Origin of the sequence: Micromonospora sp. URMC 103 (assembly GCF_051386435.1) — a bacterium.
Classification (GTDB): domain Bacteria; phylum Actinomycetota; class Actinomycetes; order Mycobacteriales; family Micromonosporaceae; genus Micromonospora.
Map to the genome: position 1 here is coordinate 95,124 of NZ_JBPQTR010000004.1, position 15,925 is coordinate 111,048.

Here is a 15,925-nt window from a genome sequence, read left to right on the forward strand (position 1 = left end):
CTGTCACCCGCGAACCACTCAGCCGCCGGCCCCGGCCGGCCCCGACGTGGCGGCGTCCGGCGACTCGGGCGGCGCGGTGCCGCTCTCCTCGGGCGCCGGCGACCCGCCCGACTCCGGCCCGCCCGCCGCCGGCGGCGCCGGGGCGGCGGATGCCGGAGCGCCGGGCTCGAAGTACGTGCCCGCATCTTCGCGCCGCAGCGTGGGCCCGGTCGGTATGAGCGCGAGCAGCGACCCGGGCACGGCGAGCGGGGTGACGCCGCCGTAGCCGAGCGCCGGGATCGCCTCCGCGCCGAGCGGGTACCGGACGCCCTGGGGCGTGATCAGGTAGACCGTCGCGCCGGGCGCCCCGGTGCCGCTCTCGCCGGACCCCGGTGCGGCCTGGGCGAGGACGCCCTTGCCGCCGGGCAGCAGCACCTCGTCGGCCGTGCGGACGGCGTCGCGGCCGGTCTGCCGTGCCGTCTGCGAACCGGGAACGTCGCCGGTGAGCTCCGCCGGCGCGCGGTCGAACACCTCCAGCGTGGTGACCGGCGGGCGGCCCGCCACACCCGCGCGGTACGTCGCGCAGAGCACCGTCTGGCCCTCCCGCACGGGGTAGAGGGTGGGCAGCTTCTGCGGCATGCCGACCTCGTCCGCCCGCTCGTCGGTGAGGGCGCGGCCGACCTGCTCGGGGGTGATGTCGATGATCTCCCCGCCCGAGCGGAGCAGCAGCAGCGCGCCCACCTCGCCGATCGTGGCGAGCCCCTCCCGGGTCAGTACGTAGTGCTGCCCCGAGGAGCGGTACACCTGGCCGATGCGGCCGGGCTGGTCGCCCACCGAGCGGCTGCTCGGCTCACCCATGCCGTCGAGCTGCGGCTCGCGCAGGGCGGGGCCGGCCGGAACGGCGTTCAGCAGCTGCTGACCCGCGACGAGCGTGGGCGCGTTGGCCATCCGCAGGGCGGCGATCCGGCTCTCCCCGGTCAGCTCCAGCCGCAGGTTGTTGGTGAGCAGCTGCCGCTGGCCGTCGACGTTGACGAGCACCGCCCGGTCGCCCAGCGGGTCGCCGCCGGGAAGCGGCCGGTCGATCACCAGTCGGGTGCTCGGCCGGCGGGGGTCGGCCGGGTCGGGCACGTCGCAGACCGACCAGGGCAGCCCGGCCAACGACTTGCGGTCCGGCAGGGCGTCCGGCGCGCCGACGATGCCCACCGTGCGGCCACGCGGCCGGTCCCGGATGGACGCCTGCGACATCGTCCGGACCTCCGGGTCGGCCTCGTTCACGATGAGCCGGGCCGAGGCGTAGTTGAGCGTGGGGTGCAGCAGGCCGTCGACGAAGACGTAGGTGGCGCCGGTCTCCCGCTCGATCACCACGGTGTTGGGCTCCAGCGGCGCGGTGTTGCCGGTCAACTGCCCGTAGGCGCCGGCGCCGCCGAGCACGACGGCCGCGGCGATGACGCTGCCGAAGACCGCCATGCCGAGTCGGCGCATGGGCAGGTTGTTCGTCTCCGGGTCGCCCGACAGCAACGCGGAGACGATCCGGCGGGTGACGAAGCGGTACGCCTGCACCTGATCGCGGCGGGTCCGCATGACTTACCTCCGGCGGGGTGGATCCGCGACGATCAGGTCCGGGTCGTGTCGCGGGCTTCCCTACGATAAGGGGCCGTCGGCGGGTTTCCGGGACCAGCGCCCGCGCCCGGCGGCGTACCGACGTGGCGGGAAGCGGCACCGTGCAGGAGGGACAGTCACCGATGACGCAGGTTCAGGCGCCACCCGCGCGTGTTGCGGCGGATCCGCTCGAGGCGAGCGAACGGCAGGCACCCGCCGCCGACCAGGGCCGCCGCGGTCGGGTCGGGCCGCTCGTGGTGGGTCAGCTCGTCGTTGTCGAACTCTGCGCGGTGGCCGTCGCCGCCGCGCTGGGCGGGCCGGTCTGGCTCGTCGGGGTGGTCGCCGCGCTCGCGCTGGGCGTCCTCCTGGCGGTCTTCGCCCGCCGCGGTGGCCGTTGGTGGTACGAGGACGTGCTGCTGCGGCGGCGGTTGCGGGACCGCCGGGAACGGGCGCGCGCGACGCTCGTGGCGGGCGGCGGCAGCGAGCCACGGCTCGCGTCGCTCGCCCCCGAGCTGTCCGTCATCGAGCTGACCGACCGCGGCACGCGCCTCGGGATCGGCCAGGACGAGCAGGGCTGGTTCGCCGCCGTGGCGCTGTTCGGCCGTTCCGGCGCGCCGGTCGGGTCCGTGGAGGCGTCCGTGGTGGACCGCGCCGTGCGGGTGCTCGCCGACTTCAGCGGGCCGGTCACCCTGGCCCAGGTGGTCTCGCACACGCTGGTCTGGTACCCGGCGCCGGGCGCTCCGCCGGCCGCCCACCGTACCGTCTGGGTGGCGCTGCGGCTGTCGGTGCCGGACGCCCGGACGGAGACGGTGACCCGCGGCGGCGGCATGGCCGGCGTGCACCGCACGCTGGCCGCCGGGATCGGCCGGCTCGGCAAGGCCCTGAACGCGGCGGGCCTCGCCCACCGGCCGCTCGGACGCGACGAGCTGCGATCGGCCGTGGTCTCGGCCGCCGGTCTCGACCTCACGCCCGATCCGCCGGTGGAGACCTGGAGCGGGCTGCGCGGCGGCGGGTGGACCCACCGCTGTCTGACCCTGCGGGCCCGCCCGGACGCCCCGCTCGGCGCTCTCGTGGACGCCGTGACCTCGACCTCCGCGCCGTCGCACACGGTCGCCGCGACGGTGCTGCCCGGTGGTCGCGCGGTGGCCCCGCTGCTGCGGGTCGCCGCCATGGACAAGCACGTCGAGGCGCTGGTAAGGGTGGTCCGGGACGTGGCCGCGCGGTGCGGCACGCCGGCCCGTCCGCTCGACGGCCAGCACGGCCCCGGTGTCTGGGCGACCACCCCGGCCGCGGCGCCGGTCGGCGGGAGCGGGTCGGTCAGGGCCGCAGGTTGACGATCCAGCCGTAGAGGCCGAGGACCCAGACGGCCAGCGGCACCAGCGCGATGATCAGCAGGATCTCGGCGATGTCCAGCAGGCGGCCCCAGACCGGCGAGATCCGCTTGCCGGCCACGGTCAGGCCGTAGATCAGGCCGACCACCGCGACCAGCAGGAGGCCGCCCACGATCACGCCGAGCCGCAGCGCCATCCCGTTGCCCGCGAAGGTGGCCGCCGCGGCGAGGCCGAGCCCGACGGTGCCGGTCACGAGGACCGGCGTGCGCTGGGCGCGGCTGAGCAGCGGCCGGGCCCGCAGCAGCGACAGCACGGCCAGCACGAGGCAGAGCAGCACCGCGGGGAGCCGGCCGTTCACGGCGAGCACCACCTGCGCGCCGAGCACCACGAGGGCGACGGTCCACAGCAGACCGGTGAGGAACTCGTCGGCGCGCTCGCTCAACTGGAGCACCCGGCGGCCGTCCACCGACTCGGTGTCCGTCTTGAGGTCGTCCGGCCCGGTGGGGATGGACGGCACGGGCAGGCGGGCCAGCCGGTACGACGCCATGGGCAGCGCCGGGACCGCGCCGAACGCGACGACGGCCACCACGGCCGCGGCGGCCGGCGCGCTGATGCCGAAGGCCAGGCAGAGCAGGGCGCCCAGGCCGGTCGTCACGCCGATCGCGATCGCGCCGAGGAAGAGGGGCAGCCGGTCGCCCACGGCGAGCGCCGCCACCGCGCCGAAGACGACCACAGCGGTGGCGGCCAGCAGGACGTGGGGACTGGCCAGCTCGGTGAGCCTCCGGTCGCCGCCGAGCAGCAGCAGACCGCCGACGCCCGCGTACGCGAGACCCACCAGGCCGAGCGTCGCACCGGTGCGGCTGTCGCCCGCGGCCCGGGACAGCACCGCGCTGCTCACCAGCAGCGCCACCGCCACCAGCAGGGCGGCCAGCGCGGCGGGCAGCTGCGGCGGCCCGGCGAAGAGCGCCGCCACCGCGCCGCCGGTGAGGGCCGCCGCCGCGAACAGCACGGCGAACGACCGGGTCGTGGAGACCTGCCAGGCGCCACGCCGCTGGTTGGTAGCCGTGGCGACCGCGTCCACCACGTCGTCGAAGACGACCTCGGGCGCGGTGGCCGCCCGGGGGTTGAAGTAGAGGACCTCGCCGTCGCGGACGCCGAGCTGCGTGACCGTACGCCCGCCGTCCAGCGGCTGCCCGCCGAGCCGCGTGAGGCTCCAGCCGCCGTGCCGGACGCCCTCGTCGGCGAGGTCCTCGCCGGCGTAGCGCAGCAGCGTCGGCAGCAGGTCGGCGAGGGGGACGTCGGACGGCAGCGCGAGATCCATGCGCGTGCGGGGCGCCACGATGGTGATCCGGCTGAGACCGCCCGTCGCCGTCTTCGTCGCCACTGTGGCCTCCTCGTGCTCTCCGAACGCCTGGCCGCCGGCGTCACCCGTGGGTCCGCGACGCTCACGGGAGATTACCTACGATGGCAGCCACGTACGATGCCCACCCGACGGGTCCGGTGCGTCGAACGGGTTCGCCAGGGCCGCTTCTGGGGAGGAGACAGCCGTGAGCACGGTGGTGTTCCGCCGGCTTCCGCGTCAGCCGGGACCGGCACTGCCTCGTGGCGAGGTGCTGCTGGAATCTCCGCCCGAGCTGCCCGAGCCGACGCCCCGCGGCATGGGGCAGCTGCTCATGATCCTGCCGATGGTCTGCGGCGTCGGCGCGATGGCCTTTCTCTACGCCGGTCGCGGCGGCGGCATGATGACGTACGTCGCGGGTGGACTGTTCGGCGTCTCGATGCTCGGGATGGCGATCGGCTCGCTGAGCAACGGCGGGAACGACAAGGCCGAGCTGAACGCCGACCGCCGGGACTACATGCGTTACCTGGCCCAAATGCGCAAGCGCACCCGGCGCGCGGCCGAGCAGCAGCGGGCGGCCATGGCGTGGCGGCACCCCGAGCCGGACGCGCTCTGGTCGATCGCGGCGTCCCGCCGGCTCTGGGAACGGCGCATCACGGAGGACGACTTCGGCGAGACCCGGATCGCCCTCGGGCCGCAGCGACTGGCCGTGGAGATCGTTCCGCCAGAGACCAAGCCGGTCGAGGACCTGGAGCCGATGAGCGCCATCGCGCTGCGCCGGTTCGTCCGTGCCCACTCGACGGTGCCGGACCTGCCGACCGCACTGTCGGTCCGCGCGTTCAGCCGGGTGGTGCTGCGCGGTGACCGGGAGCCGGTGCTCGACCTGGCCCGGGCCGCGCTCGGGCAGTTGGCCACCTTCCACGCCCCGGACGACCTCGTCGTCGCGGTCGTGGCCGCGCCCGACCGGCAGCCGGCCTGGAACTGGGTGAAGTGGCTGCCGCACGCCCAGCACCACGCCCGCAGCGACGCGGCCGGCGCCCGCCGGCTCGTCTTCGCGAGCCTGGCCGAGGCGGAGGAGTCGCTCGCCGACGACCTGGCCGGCCGGCCCCGCTTCGCGCCTGAGGCCAAGCCGCTGACCACCGCGCCGCACGTGGTGGTCGTGCTCGACGGCGGCGAGGTCTCGCCGACGTGCCAGCTGATGGGGCCGGGCCTGCTGGGCGCCACCGTCATCGACCTCTCGGGCACCGTCCCGCGGGACGCCGGCCGGTGGCTGCTCTGCCTCGACGCGGGCGACGGCAGCAGCCTCGACCTGGTCCGCGGCGCCTCCTCGTCCCACCTGGGCCGGCCCGACCGGCTCAGCGCCGCGGCCGCCGAGGGGTTGGCCCGGCAGATCGCCCCGTACCGGCTCTCCCAGCAGCAGGCCAGCACCGAGGAACCGCTGGCCCGCAGCATGGAACTGCCCGACCTGCTCGGTGTCGGCGACGCCGCGGCCGTGGACGTGCAGCAGACCTGGCGGCCGCGCAGCCACCGGGACCGTCTGCGCATCCCGCTCGGCGTGGGCCCGGACGGCAACGTCGTCGAACTCGACTTCAAGGAGTCGGCGCACGAGGGCATGGGCCCACACGGCCTGGTGATCGGCGCGACCGGCTCCGGAAAGAGCGAGCTGCTCCGCACGGTGGTCGGCGCGCTGGCGGTCACCCACTCCTCGGAGGAACTCAACTTCGTCCTGGTCGACTTCAAGGGCGGTGCCACGTTCGCCTCGCTGGAGGCGCTGCCGCACACCAGTGCCGTGATCACCAACCTGGCCGACGAGCTGCCGCTCGTCGACCGCATGCGCGACGCCCTCGCCGGTGAGATGAACCGCCGCCAGGAGGTCCTGCGCGCGGCCGGGAACTACATCTCCCGATTCGAGTACGAGAAGGCGCGGGCGGCCGGCGAGCCGCTGGACCCGATGCCCAGCCTGCTCATCATCTGTGACGAGTTCAGCGAGCTGCTCGCCGCCAAGCCGGACTTCATCGACCTCTTCGTGATGATCGGCCGGCTGGGCCGGTCGCTCGGCGTACACCTTCTGCTCGCCAGCCAGCGGCTCGAGGAGGGCAAGCTGCGCGGCCTCGACACCCACCTGTCGTACCGGATCGGTCTGCGTACGTTCTCCGCGGTGGAGAGCCGCATCGTGCTCGGCGTTCCGGACGCGTACGAGCTGCCGAACGCGCCCGGTCACGGCTACCTGAAGACCGACACCAGCACGATGCTGCGGTTCCGGGCCGCGTACGTCTCGGGGCCGTACCGCGCGCCGGGGCAGCAGGCGTCCCGCTCGCAGGCGCTCGTGCAGCGCCGGATCGTGCCGTACGGGGTGAACTTCGTGCCGGTGCAGATCCCGCAGGTGCCGGTCGAGGCCGTCCCGGAGCCGGAGGAGCCGGCCGACGGCAAGGCCGTGGCGATGCTCGACGTGCTCATCGACCGCCTCAAGGGTCGGGGCCGTCCGGCGCACCAGGTCTGGCTTCCGCCGCTGGCCGAGCCCCCGGGTCTCGCCGAGCTGCTGCCGCAGCTGAGCGTCCACCCCACCTTCGGCCTCTGCACCGCCAACTGGGCCGGCCGGGGCCGGCTGGCCGTGCCGGTCGGCGTGGTCGACCGCCCGTACGAGCAGCGGCGGGACCCGATGATGGTGGATCTCGCGGGCGCCGGCGGCAACGTGGTGATCGTGGGCGCGTCGCTGAGCGGCAAGAGCACGATGTTGCGCTCGCTGCTGGCCTCGTTGTCGCTCACCCACACTCCGCGCGAGGTGCAGTTCTTCTGCCTGGACTTCGGCGGCGGCGCGCTGCGCAGCCTCGAGGGGCTGCCGCACATGTCCGGTGTGGCCGGTCGGCGCGACACCGAGGCGGTGCGTCGTACGGTGGCCGAGGTCGTGGCCATCATCGACGACCGGGAGGCCCGCTTCGCCCAGTACGGCATCGACTCGGTGGCGAGCTACCGGCGCCGGCGGGCCGCGGGCGAGTTCGCGGACGACCCGTTCGGCGACGTCTTCCTGGTGGTGGACGGCTGGAACACGCTCCGGCAGGACTACGAGGAGCTGGAGCAGACCATCACGAACCTGGCCAACCGGGGGCTGGGGTTCGGCGTGCACGTGGTGATCACGGCCGTGCGCTGGGCGGAGATCCGGATCAACATGCGGGACCTGCTCGGCACGAAGCTGGAGCTGCGGCTCGGTGACGCGGCCGAGTCGGAGATCGACCGGCGGGCCGCGCAGAACGTTCCGGTCGGCGCGCCCGGCCGCGGTCTCACCCGCGAGAAGCTGCACTTCCTCGCGGCGATCTCCCGTATCGACGGGCGCCGGGACGTCGAGGACCTCACCGAGGCGTCGGTGGCGTTGGCGCGGCACGTCGCGGAGAACTGGCCTGGCCGCCCCGCGCCGAAGGTGCGGTTGCTGCCGCGGAAGCTGCCGGTCGGCGAGCTGGCCCGGATCATCGACCGGTCGGTGCCCGGTCTGCCCATCGGTGTCAACGAGTCGGCGTTGGCGCCGGTCTACCTGGACCTCGCCGCCGAGCCGCACCTGACCGTCTTCGGCGACGCGGAGTGCGGCAAGACGAACCTGCTGCGGTTGATCGCCCGGGGCATCACCGAGCGCTACACGCCGGCCCAGGCGCGCCTCGTGATCGCCGACTACCGGCGTGGCCTGCTCGGCGCGGTGGAGGGCGACCATCTGCTCGACTACGCTCCGTCGAACCAGGTCTTCGCGCAGGGGCTGGGCTCGATCCGCAGCGCGCTCTCGAACCGGCTGCCGGGGCCCGACGTGACCACGGCACAGCTGCGCGACCGTAGCTGGTGGAAGGGACCGGACCTGTACATCCTGGTCGACGACTACGACCTCGTGGCCTCCGGCGGCAGCAATCCGCTCAGCGCCCTGCACGAACTGTTGCCGCAGGCCCGTGACATCGGGCTGCACCTCATCGTCACGAGACGGGTCGGTGGCGTCGCCCGGGCGCTCTACGAACCGGTGCTGCAACGGCTGCGCGAGCTGGACACGCCGGGCCTGCTCATGTCGGGCAACCGTGAGGAGGGTCCGGTGTTCGGCACGCTGCGGCCCAGCCCGCAGCCGCCCGGCCGGGGCACGCTCGTCCGGCGGCGCGACGGCCAGCAGCTCATCCAGACGGCCTGGTCCGAGCCGGCGTAGCGGAGAGTGTCCGCGCCGTTGCGTCCTGGTAGCGTGCGACGCGAAGGGTCGTGTTGCGCACACTGTGGACGTGTGGTCACGGTGCGTGCGACGCACCCGGCGGCGCCGCGGGGCAGGTGACGGCCGGTCGAGACGGTGGCGGCACGCGCGCCGGCCGGCTCGGGTCCACTGTGGGACATCGATTGGCGTCGGGGCAGGGCTGCGCGCGCTGGACGCGTTCCGCTACGGTCTTCGAAGGAGTGTCCGTCGGTGGGGTGTTTCGCCTTGCCGCGGGGGAGGGCGCGGCAGATCCGCCGCCACAAAATGACGGAAGGGTGTGAAGCATGGCGTTCGAGGTCGAAGCTGCGACTCTGCATACCGCCGCGAGTGACGTGCGGTCCACGCGCAGCGAGGTCGACGGCGAGCTGAAGAAGCTGTGGAACGCGGTCGACGATCTGGCGATGGCCTGGAAGGGCCAGGCGTCCACGGGTTTCCAGACGCTCATGCGGACCTGGAACGAGGACACCGCGAAGTTGCTGACGGCGATGGACGAGATTGCCGACCTGCTCGACAAGTCGGGGACGACGCACCAGGTCAACGACGAAGAGCAGCAGCAGATGCTGGACAAGTTCCACTCTGCTCTCAACCCGTGACCCGCTACCAGGAGCAGAGGAGGAATTCGTGACGATCAAGGTTGACTACGCGGTCCTCGAGAGTGCCCACCACCAGATGCAGAGCATCTCGCAGACCATCGACGAGAAGCTGGACACGCTGCGCCAGATGCTCTCCAAGCTGCAGTGGGAGGGTGAGGACCGCCACTCCTACGAGCAGCACCAGGCCCAGTGGGACGCCGCGGTCCGGGACATCAACCGGATCCTGAACGACATCGGTGGCGCCGTGGGTATCGCCCGCGAGAACTACGTGACCACCGAGATGAGCAACTCCAAGGTCTGGGGCGGCGGCAGCTGACAGTTCGCACGGCTCCGGTCCGGTTCGACCGGACCGGAGCCGTGGTGCGTTACGAGTTCACACCGCCATGGGGGAAGTCATGCCTGCCCGGAAGCGTCTTCGGTCCGTCACCCGGTCGGCCTGCGCCGCATTCTCGCTGGTCGCCGCGGTCGGCATCGGCCCGGTGGCCGCGCCGGCCCCGGCGCGTGCGGCCGACACCGTGCGCGGCCTCCAGTGGCATCTCGACGCCCTCAAGATCCCCGAGGCGCAGCGGCTCACGAAGGGTCGCGGGGTCACCGTGGCGGTGATCGACAGTGGCGTCGACGCGGGTCATCCCGACCTCAGGGGGCAGGTGCTGCGCGGGCGGGGCTTCGGCCCGGGCGCGGCCGCCGACGGTCGGACGGACCCGGACACCGAGTCCGGGCACGGCACCGCGATGGCCGGCATCATCGCCGGCCGGGGTGGCGGGTCCATGCACGTACTGGGCATCGCCCCGGAAGCGAAGATCCTTCCGGTGGGTCTCGGGCCGGGCGAGAACGGTCTCGAGGAGACCCCGGCCGGGGTCCGCTGGGCCGTGGACGCCGGCGCCAAGGTCATGAACGTGTCGCTCGGCGCGCACGGCGACGACCCGGAGATGGTCGAGGCGGTCCGGTACGCGCTGAGCAAGGACGTGGTGGTCGTCGCCTCGAGCGGCAACCGGGACAGCGGCTACCCGGAGATCCCCGTTCCCGCCAGCATCCCGGGCGTCATAGCGGTGGGCGGCGCCACCCGGTCCGGAGGGCTCTGGGACGGCACCGTGACCGGCCCCGCGATGGTCATCTCCGCGCCCGGCGAGCGGATCATCGCCCCGGCCCCGTCCGCGGCCTCGCCGAACGGCTACCTCGTCTCCGACGGGACCAGCAACGCGGCGGCCATCGTCTCCGGCATCGTCGCGCTGGTCCGCGCCCGCTATCCGGACCTGAACGCCGCCAACGTGGTGAACCGGCTCGTCCGCACCGCGCGGGACCGCGGCCCGGAGGGCCGGGATCCGGAGTTCGGCTTCGGCTCGGTCGACGTGCTCGCCGCACTGACCCGCTCGGTACCGGCCGTCGACGCGAACCCGCTGGCCGCGCCCGCCTCCGGGTCGGCCAGCCCGGGCACGCCGGTCGGTGGCGCCGACGAGAAGGGCGACGACGGTCCGGCGGTGTCGATCGGGCTGGCCGACAACGCGGGCATCCAGATCATGCTCTGCCTGCTGGCCGTGCTCGTGGCGGTGGCGGTCATCGTGGTCCTCGTCGTGGTGAACCGTCGCTCCCGCCGTCGGGCGGGGTCCGCGGCACCGTCCGGCATCCAGCCGCCGGGCTCGTATCCGTCGGGCGCGCGCTCCGCGCCGGGCGCGTACCCGCCGCCCGGGACGTACCAGCCCTACCCGCCGCCGGGTACACCGGCGCCGCCCGCCGGGTTCGGGCCGCCGGCACCCGGGCCGCACCCGTACCCGCCAGCACCGGGGCCGCACCCGTACCCGCCGGCGCCGGGCCAGCAGCCGCACCCGCCGGCCCCCGGGCAGTATCCGTACCCGCCGCCGGGGCAGCAGCCGTATCCACCGGCGCCGGCCAATCAGCCCGCGCCGCCGTACGGGCCGCCGCACCAGCCCGGTCCGTCGGGTGCCGTGCCGCCCGCGCCACCGTCCGCGGCGCCCGGAGCGCCGCCGGCGGATCCGCAAACGCGCCAGTGATCGAAGCGTTCAGCCGCGCCAGGGGAGGACAGCGATGAGCGACGAGAACGACCGGGTGGAGATAGACCTGCCGGTCCACATGCCCATCAACCCGGCCATGCCCCACCTCGGAGATGTCCGGGGAGTCTCCTACGACAAGGTCGGGGTGAGTCAGGCCGAGACGCCCAGCGGCCTGGTGGCCGGCAAGGGCGAGGAGGGCGTCAAGACCGAGTGGGACGCGGGCAACCTCGACTCGGCCATCGACTGGCTGGAGACGCACGCCAACTACCTCTACCGGCTCTCCTTCAACATGGTCGAGATCAAGGAGAAGCTCGGCGGTGACCAGGGCATGGGGGGCGAGGGCCCGCTCGGCGCCTTCCAGTCCGCGAAGGATCTGGCCAAGCAGCACGGCCAGTTGTACGCCTCCACGGAGAGCGGGCTGCGCAGCCTCTCGGACAGCCTGTACGACGCCGCGGACGCGCTGCGCACGGTCAAGCGCAACTACGAGAACGCCGAGGGCGCCAACGCCATGACGGCGCAGGAGATGCAGCAGGCCTTCGCCAACGCCGCACGCGGCAACGGCGACCAGTAGAGCGGGGGACGGGGAGATGGGCGACAAGAGCTGGGAGGACATGGCCCGGGAGGTGTGCGTGGCCGGCCGGCCGGCCGACGTCCAGAGCGCGGCTCTCGGCTGGAAGGAACTGGTCAAGAACCTCGGCGAGGTCAAGGAGAGCCTCGAAAAGAACGTCAAGGACCTCGGCGCGGTCTGGAAGGGCCCGGCGTACGAGGCGTTCAAGACGCACATCGAGGGCCTGGCCAAGCAGACGGGCAACCTCCAGGACGACATCGACAAGCCGGGCCGGGGCAAGGTCAGCATCGTCACCACGTTGGAGACCGCGGCGAGGCAGCTTGAGGCCGCGCAGAACGAGATGCCCATCCCGGCGGCCTGCATCGGCGACGTTCTCGCCGCGCGGAACGGCGAGATCACGCTCGGCGTCGGCCTGTTCGAGACCCGGGTCAAGGCCGACCTGCTGGGCAGTTGGCCTGCCGAGCAGTTGGGCAAGCTCGGTGACTGGGTGACCGGCTGGTTCTCCGACAAGGAGGGCGAGGCCCGCAAGGTCTACGACGAGGTCAACGGCCACTTCCGGGACCGGACCATGGAGGCGCCCGGCCGGACGGGCGGATACGACCAGAACAACGTCAGGCCCGACGTGCCCAACCTGGACACCGGGGGTGGCAACAAGGGCAACGTCGGTTCGGTGCCGAACATCGGCAGCGGCATGCCGAAGACCGGGGGGATCGGCGACACGCCGACCATGAAGACCGGCGACCTCCCTCAGACCGGCACGCCGCCGGGCATCGGCTCGGGCGCGCACCCGGATCTCTCCAACAACTACCCGAGCACCGGTGGCGTGGGCGGCGGGGGCGGTGGCGGCGGCGCGTACCCGAGCACCGGCGGGCTGCCCGGCGACTACGGCACCGGTCTCGCGGGCGCCGGCGGCGGCACGGGGACCATGTCCGGCCTCGGCTCGGGCAGCGGCCTCAGCACCTCCGGCCTGGGTGGGGGAGGCCTGGGCGGCGGCGCCGGGGCGATCCCGGGCGGCGGCGCGTTGGGCAAGGCGGTCAGTCCCGGAATGCCGCCCATGATGGGCGGCGGCATGGCCGGCGCCGGTGGCGGTGGCCGTGGCGCGGGTGGCCGGATGGGCGCGGGTCGGCCCGGGATGGGCATGCCCGGCATGGCGGGTGGCGCGGGTGCCGGCGGTCGCGGCGCCGGAGCCAAGGGCGGCGGTGTGGGCGCCCGTGGCGCGGGTGCCCGTGGCGGGATGGCCGGAATGGGCGGGGGTCACGGCGCCGGCTACGGCGAGGAGGAGTCCGCCCGTAACACCTGGCTGGAAGAGGACGAGGACGTGTGGGGCGTCGACGACGGCGGGACGCCCGGCATCCTGCGCTGATCGCTCGACCGGACGCCGCCCGACCCGCGTGGTCGGGCGGCGTGCCTTTCCACCGCTGATCCGGAGGCGCGGCCCTGCGACGTCGCGCTCGCCCGCGCCCCCGCTCGCCCGCGCGCGACTCGTAGCGACGCTAGAGCGCGTCGAATACAGCCAACCCGTGCTCTACGGCCACTTCAGCGGCAAGAACGCGAGCCGCTAGTTCGGAACGGGCGAGTCGACGTTGGTCGGGCGCCGCCCGGGACGCCAACCGCGCCGCCGTCCCCGGATCAGGATCGGCTTGACGGCGAGCAGTACGGCGGCGAGCAACGCCCCGGCCACGGCCACCCAGACCGCCACGGCGCGCTGCCAGCCCAGGGGATCGGGCGTGGCGGCGGGAACGGGCATCGCGCCGAGCGGCGGGTTGGTCCGGGTGCCGAGCACCGTGGTCACGGCCCGGTAGGGGTTGACCATCCCGTACCCGATCTGGGCGTTGTGGCCCTCCGGTGGGTTGTCCGCCGTCCTGGTGATCCGGTCGGCGACCTGCTGGGGTGTGAGATCCGGGTGCGCGGCGCGGACCAGCGCGACGACCCCCGAGACGTACGCGGCGGCGAAGCTGGTGCCGCCCTCGGCGCGGAACAGGTAACCCGGCCCGCCCGGCGCTGGCCCGACGATGTTGAGGCCCGGCCCCGCGATGTCGACGTAGTTGCCGCTGACCGAGCTGCCGACGTGCTCGCCCTGCTCGTTCATGCCGCCCACCGCGATGACACCGGGGTACGCGGCCGGGTAGGCGAGGTAGTTCTGCTGGTCCTTCTGCAGGTTGCCGGCGGCGGCGACGAGCACGACCCGCTTGCTGAGGGCGTACTCGACGGCGGAGGCCAGTTCCGGGCGGGGCAGGGTCACGAGGGACAGGTTGATGACGTCGGCGCCGTGGTCGACCGCCCAGCGGATGGCCTTGGCGATCTCGCCGGGCAGCGCCTCGTCGTCGGGCGCGCGCTCCTCCTCCAGCACCCGGATCGGCAGGATCCGGGACTGCGGGGCGATGCCGGTGAACGGAACGGTGGTGTTCTCCCGCCCGGCGATGATGCCGGCCACGATGGTGCCGTGCCCCACGCGGTCGCACTGTCCCTGGCTCGCCGGCAGGCCGTTGAAGTCGGCGCCCTCGCGCACCTGCCCTTGGAGCACCGGGTGGTTGGGCGAGACGCCGGAGTCGATGACGGCGACGGTCACGCCCGACCCGCGGGACAGCCGCCAGACCGACGAGGGCTCCAGCCGCCTCAGCGCCCAGGACGTCTCGGTCGGCGGCGGGTTGCCGGCCGGGCCGCACTTGGGCGCGGCGACCGCGGGTGACGGCGGCACGGCGACGCTGGCGAGCAGGACGCTGACCGCTCCACACAGGACCGTCCGGACGACGCGCCCGGTGCGGCGGGTCGCCTCGTTCCCCTCCGGCCGCAAGCTCTCGCGCACGCCGTGAGACTACCGCCGTCGTGCCCGCCGCGCGGTGACGGGAGCGTCCGTCGTCACGATCCGCCCGGCACCCCAGGCGGAGTCAACTCCGCGGCTCGGCGAGGCCGCGGCGTCACGGCGACCGTGCCGGTCGCGGCTCGGGAGCTACCGGCCGTCGGCGGCAGGTGGATCGGCGGGTAGCTCGGTGAAGAGCGCGAGCAGGGCGCCCACCTCGCGGTCCGCCTCGGCGGGGTGGCGGAACCGGCCGGACGGGTTGATCGTGTACTCGTTGCGCCGGCCCACCCGGGTGCGGCTGAGATAGCCGCCCGTCTCCAGGTCGGTGACGATCGCCTGCGCGGCCCGCTCGGTGACGCCCACCTCGTCCGCCACGTCGCGCAGCCGGGCGGTGGGGTTGCGGGCGATGGCGAGCAGCACGTGTGCGTGGTTCGTGAGGAAGGTCCAGTAGCGGCCGCTTTCGTACCCGCTCTCGCTCGTCGCCATGGCCGCCATCGTAGGGGCCGCCGGCCGCTCGGCGGCGTTCTCGATGCCCGCGCGGGCCCGCCCGCGACCCCCGCCCGTCGCCGGGCTTCGAATACCTGAAACGCAAATCACGTATACCTTGACGTGTCTTGCACCGGGTGTGACCGTTGGTCACAGCCTGCGACCCCTGGCCGCAGGGACACTCCGGTGACCAGCCCGGGCACCGCCAGCAGCAGCGACGTGGAGAGCAGAGGTCGGGGTATGAGCGGAGCGGGATCGGCCGAGACGCACCCGGGAGCACAGCGGAAGCACGGACCCGCGGATGCGGTCGTGGCTCCGCCGGCGCCCGGGCCTGAGCAGGCCCTCGCCGAACTGGTGGCCGGCAACGGCCGCTTCGTGGCCGGCGCGCCGCGCCATCCGAATCAGGACGCCGGACACCGCGCCGCCCTCGCCGGCGGGCAGCATCCGTTCGCGGTGATCCTCGGCTGCTCCGACTCCCGCCTCGCCGCCGAGATCATCTTCGACCGCGGCCTCGGTGACCTCTTCGTGGTCCGCACCGCCGGGCACACCTCGGGGCCCGAGGTGCTGGGCAGCGTCGAGTACGCGGTCACCGTGCTGCGTACGCCGCTCGTCGTGGTGCTGGGGCACGACTCGTGCGGTGCGGTGCGGGCGGCGCGGGAGGCGGTCGCCACCGGCACGCGGCCGCCCGGCCACCTCGGCGCCGTGGTGGACGCCGTGGTGCCGAGCCTGACCCGGGCCGCCGCCGAGGGTGTGGACGACATCGACGGGATCGTCGACATCCACATCGCGCAGACCGTCGAGGCCCTGCTGGGCAACTCCTCCGTGCTGGCCGACGAGGTCGCGGCCGGGCGGTGCGCCGTGGTCGGCATGTCGTACCGGCTGGCGGCCGGCGAGGTCCGCCAGGTGGCGGCGGCCGGCGTGCTCGCGGCCGACTCCGCTCCGGCGGTCTGACCGCCACCACGTACGCGACGAGGGCCGCCCCGCGCGGTGCGGAACGGCCCTCGTGCGGCG

At 74.0% G+C, this 15,925-nt stretch carries 12 protein-coding genes; 8 read left to right on the forward strand and 4 right to left on the reverse strand.

Translation table 11 applies throughout. The annotated features are described in order from the left end of the window. Window positions 1-18 precede the first annotated feature (18 nt). A complete protein-coding gene (gene eccB / locus ACSNOA_RS04035; protein ID WP_436656392.1) occupies window positions 19-1,560 on the reverse strand; it encodes a type VII secretion protein EccB in 1,542 nt (513 codons plus the stop codon). Window positions 1,561-1,721: 161 nt separating this feature from the next. On the opposite strand from eccB, the gene ACSNOA_RS04040 reads away from it, so the two are divergent. Then, a complete protein-coding gene (locus ACSNOA_RS04040) occupies window positions 1,722-2,912 on the forward strand; it encodes a type VII secretion protein EccE (protein WP_436656394.1) in 1,191 nt (396 codons plus the stop codon). On the opposite strand, the gene eccD is transcribed toward ACSNOA_RS04040, so the two are convergent. Beyond that, window positions 2,896-4,293 (reverse strand): type VII secretion integral membrane protein EccD, encoded by a 1,398-nt coding sequence (eccD, locus tag ACSNOA_RS04045; RefSeq protein ID WP_436656396.1) that lies wholly within the window; start codon window positions 4,291-4,293, stop codon window positions 2,896-2,898. The genes ACSNOA_RS04040 and eccD overlap by 17 nt on opposite strands. 163 nt (window positions 4,294-4,456) lie before the next feature. On the opposite strand from eccD, the gene eccCa reads away from it, so the two are divergent. The 6 genes from eccCa to ACSNOA_RS04075 all read left to right on the forward strand — a co-directional run bounded on the left by eccCa (window position 4,457) and on the right by ACSNOA_RS04075 (window position 12,991). After that, window positions 4,457-8,419: a type VII secretion protein EccCa gene (eccCa, locus tag ACSNOA_RS04050; RefSeq protein WP_436656398.1), complete on the forward strand. Its 3,963-nt coding sequence runs from the start codon at window positions 4,457-4,459 to the stop codon at window positions 8,417-8,419. A 323-nt stretch (window positions 8,420-8,742) separates the two neighbouring features. Next, window positions 8,743-9,051: a WXG100 family type VII secretion target gene (locus ACSNOA_RS04055; RefSeq protein WP_436656400.1), complete on the forward strand. Its 309-nt coding sequence runs from the start codon at window positions 8,743-8,745 to the stop codon at window positions 9,049-9,051. A 28-nt stretch (window positions 9,052-9,079) separates the two neighbouring features. After that, entirely contained in the window at window positions 9,080-9,367 is a 288-nt protein-coding gene (locus tag ACSNOA_RS04060; protein WP_436656402.1) for a WXG100 family type VII secretion target, read from the forward strand. A gap of 79 nt (window positions 9,368-9,446) precedes the next feature. Next, entirely contained in the window at window positions 9,447-11,060 is a 1,614-nt protein-coding gene (locus ACSNOA_RS04065) for a S8 family serine peptidase (protein WP_436656404.1), read from the forward strand. Between the two features lie 34 nt (window positions 11,061-11,094). Beyond that, window positions 11,095-11,631: a hypothetical protein gene (locus ACSNOA_RS04070; protein ID WP_436656406.1), complete on the forward strand. Its 537-nt coding sequence runs from the start codon at window positions 11,095-11,097 to the stop codon at window positions 11,629-11,631. 16 nt (window positions 11,632-11,647) lie between these two features. After that, window positions 11,648-12,991: a WXG100 family type VII secretion target gene (locus ACSNOA_RS04075; RefSeq protein WP_436656408.1), complete on the forward strand. Its 1,344-nt coding sequence runs from the start codon at window positions 11,648-11,650 to the stop codon at window positions 12,989-12,991. Window positions 12,992-13,186: 195 nt separating this feature from the next. Here ACSNOA_RS04075 and mycP read toward each other — a convergent pair whose 3' ends face one another. Next, window positions 13,187-14,434, reverse strand: coding sequence for a type VII secretion-associated serine protease mycosin (gene mycP / locus ACSNOA_RS04080; RefSeq protein ID WP_436656410.1), 1,248 nt, complete (start codon window positions 14,432-14,434; stop codon window positions 13,187-13,189). Between the two features lie 144 nt (window positions 14,435-14,578). Beyond that, entirely contained in the window at window positions 14,579-14,923 is a 345-nt protein-coding gene (locus ACSNOA_RS04085) for a helix-turn-helix transcriptional regulator (RefSeq protein ID WP_436656412.1), read from the reverse strand. 231 nt (window positions 14,924-15,154) lie between these two features. On the opposite strand from ACSNOA_RS04085, the gene ACSNOA_RS04090 reads away from it, so the two are divergent. Next, complete coding sequence (locus tag ACSNOA_RS04090) at window positions 15,155-15,865, forward strand: carbonic anhydrase (protein ID WP_436656414.1); 711 nt, start codon at window positions 15,155-15,157, stop codon at window positions 15,863-15,865. Window positions 15,866-15,925 lie beyond the last annotated feature (60 nt).